The 2,987-nt window shown below is 68.7% G+C and carries 2 protein-coding genes and 1 pseudogene; all 3 read left to right on the top strand.

What is annotated here, in order from left to right; genetic code table 11:
* Positions 1–743, top strand: a pseudogene (locus U9977_RS04530) (NADH dehydrogenase subunit D); the annotation flags it as partial.
* Entirely contained in the window at positions 743–1,498 is a 756-nt protein-coding gene (nuoE, locus tag U9977_RS04535; RefSeq protein ID WP_322747885.1) for an NADH-quinone oxidoreductase subunit NuoE, read from the top strand. The pseudogene U9977_RS04530 and the gene nuoE, both read left to right, overlap by 1 nt.
* A 2-nt stretch (positions 1,499–1,500) precedes the next feature.
* Positions 1,501–2,844 carry an NADH-quinone oxidoreductase subunit NuoF gene (nuoF, locus tag U9977_RS04540; RefSeq protein ID WP_322747886.1) on the top strand — a complete coding sequence of 448 codons (1,344 nt, stop codon included), beginning with the start codon at positions 1,501–1,503 and terminating at the stop codon, positions 2,842–2,844.
* The last annotated feature ends 143 nt before the right edge of the window (positions 2,845–2,987 follow it).

The following is a 2,987-nucleotide window of genomic DNA, read 5'->3' on the forward strand; positions in this document are numbered from 1 at the left end:
CCCAGGACCTTCCCGACGGGGTTGAGCGCGATATCCGTGTCTTCCTCGACGACATGCCGAAACGGATCAAGGAATACCACGCGCTGCTGTCCGGGCAGCCGATCTGGAAGGGCCGCATGGTCGATGTCAACTACATCGATGCGGCCAGCTGTATCGCGCTCGGCGTGACCGGACCGGTGCTGCGTGCGGCCGGTCTGGCCTGGGACCTGCGCAAGACCATGCCGTACTGCGGTTACGAGACGTACGACTTCGACGTCCCCATTCTGTTGGAGGCCGACTCCTACGCCCGCTACCTCGTGCGGCTGGAGGAGATGGGCGAATCGATGAAGATCATCGAACAGTGCCTGGGCCGGCTGCGTCCCGGTCCGGTGATGATCGCAGACAAGAAGATCGCCTGGCCGGCGCAGCTGTCCATCGGCACCGACGGGATGGGTAACTCGCTCGATCACATCCGAACGATCATGGGTACCTCGATGGAAGCTCTGATCCACCACTTCAAGCTGGTCACCGAGGGCTTCCGGGTCCCGGCCGGGCAGGTGTACACGGCTGTGGAGTCACCCCGCGGCGAGCTGGGCTATCACGTCGTCAGCGGCGGCGGCACCAGGCCCTACCGTGTCCACGTCCGGGATCCCAGCTTCGTCAACCTGCAGGCGGTCCCGGCGATGACCGAGGGCGGCCAGGTCGCGGACGTGATCGTCGGCGTGGCGTCCCTCGACCCAGTTCTCGGGGGAGTTGACCGGTAATGCCACTGACCGAACAGACCCGTGCCGCCGCGCGGGACATCATCGCCCGGTACCCACCGGGTCGCTCCCGCTCGGCGCTGCTGCCCATGCTGCATCTCGTGCAGGCCGAGGACGGCTGCGTCACGGCCGAGGGGATCGAGTTCTGCGCCACCGAGCTCGCCATCACCCAGGCCGAGGTGAGCGCGGTCGCGACCTTCTACACGATGTACAAGCGCAAGCCGGTCGGCGACTGGTTGGTGTCGGTCTGCACGAACCTGTCGTGCGCCCTGGTCGGCGGCGAGGACGTCTACGCCCGGCTCTCGCATCATCTCGGTGTCGGCCACGACGAGACGACACCGGACGGCGCGATCACTCTGGAGCATGCGGAGTGCCTGGCGGCCTGCGACTACGCGCCGGTGATGACCGTCAACTACGAGTTCTTCGACCAGGTCGACGCGGACTCCGCCGTCGAGATCGTGGCCGCGCTGCAACGCGGCGAACGTCCGACTCCGACCCGCGGCGCGCCGTTGTGCACGTTCGTCGAGGCGTCCCGGCAGCTGGCCGGTTTCCCCGACCCGCGCCCCGGCGCGGTGGCCGGGCCGGGCGTGGGTGAACCATCCGTGGCGGGCCTCCTCGTCGCGGATGCCGTGGACATGCCGGGTCCGGTTGCCGCGGGCACGCCCGACCCGGTTGCCGTCGGTGCGACGGTCGCCCCGACCGGCACCGCCAAGCGGGCCCGCACCAGGCAGACCGCCCATCAGACGAAGGGGAGCTGACCATGCCGGTCACCCCGGTCCTCACCGGACGCTGGAACACTCCCGAGTCCTGGACGCTCGCCACCTACGAACGCACCGACGGTTACCAGGCGTTGCGCCAGGCGCTGGAGACGGGCCCGGACGCCATCATCGGGCTCATCAAGGACTCCGGTCTGCGGGGTCGTGGCGGCGCCGGCTTCCCCACCGGCATGAAGTGGGGCTTCATCCCGCAGGGCGACGGCAAACCGCACTATCTGGTCATCAACGCGGATGAGGGCGAGCCCGGTACCTGCAAGGACGCCCCGTTGATGATCGCAGACCCGCACTCGCTGATCGAGGGCATCATCATCGCCTCCTTCGCGGTGCGGGCGAACAACGCCTTCATCTACCTGCGCGGGGAACTGGTGCACTGCGGACGGCGGCTGCGGGCCGCGGTCGCCGAGGCCTACCAGGCCGGCTACCTCGGCGCCGACATCCTCGGCAGCGGGTTCAACCTGGATCTGGTCGTCCATTCCGGCGCCGGTGCCTACATCTGCGGCGAGGAGACCGCGCTGCTGGACTCCCTGGAGGGCCGCCGTGGTCAGCCCCGGCTGCGCCCGCCCTTCCCGGCGACACACGGGCTGTACGCGTCACCGACGGTGGTCAACAACGTCGAGACCATCGCCAGCGTCCCGTACATCATCCGACGCGGGGTGGCCTGGTTCCGGTCGATGGGCCGCGAACGTTCACCGGGGCCGAAGATCTACAGTCTGTCCGGGCATGTGACCCGTCCGGGCCAGTACGAGGCGCCGATGGGAACCACTCTCGCCGAGCTGCTGGAAATGGCCGGGGGCGTCCGCGGGGGGTTGCGGCTGAAGGCCTGGACCCCCGGCGGATCGTCGACGCCGATGCTCACCGCCGACCATCTCGACGTCCCACTGGACTTCGAGGGTGTCGCCGAGGCTGGTTCCCTGCTCGGCACGGCCGCCATCATGGTCATGGATGAGACCGTGGACATGCTCAAGGTCGTCCGGCGGCTGACCCAGTTCTACGCGCACGAGTCGTGCGGAAAGTGCACGCCGTGCCGTGAGGGAACCCCGTGGATGGTGCAGATCCTGTCCCGCCTCGAGCGGGGCGACGGCGACGCCGCCGACGTCGACACGCTGCTTGACGCCTGCGACAACATCTTCGGCCGGGCCTTCTGCGCTCTTGCCGACGGTGCGACCTCGCCGATCGTTTCGGGCATCGCGTTCTTTCGCGACGAGTTCCTCCGGCCCGCAGCTGACCGGTCCGCAGCTGACCGGTCCGCAGCTGGCGGGCCTGCATCGGCCCGGTCCGCATCCGACAGCGTCGCCGGTTCGCCGGACGCCCTCGCGAGAGCTCACTGATCACTATGACAACCGTGTCGACGAGCAGCGCCCCGTCACCTCCGGCCGTGCCCACGCCGCCGGACCTCGTCACCCTGACCATCGACGACCAGGCCGTCAGCGTCCCCAAGGGGACATTGATCATCCGTGCGGCCGAACTGCTC

Source organism: Protofrankia sp. Cas8 (assembly GCF_963555845.1).
In the GTDB taxonomy this organism is placed as follows: Bacteria; Actinomycetota; Actinomycetes; order Frankiales; family Frankiaceae; genus Protofrankia.

What these genes read in the sequence shown, in the direction of transcription:
- nuoE (WP_322747885.1), top strand. Translation starts at nt 743, where the DNA reads ATGCCACTGACCGAACAGACCCGTGCCGCCGCGCGGGACATCATCGCC.
- nuoF (WP_322747886.1), top strand. Translation starts at nt 1,501, where the DNA reads ATGCCGGTCACCCCGGTCCTCACCGGACGCTGGAACACTCCCGAGTCC.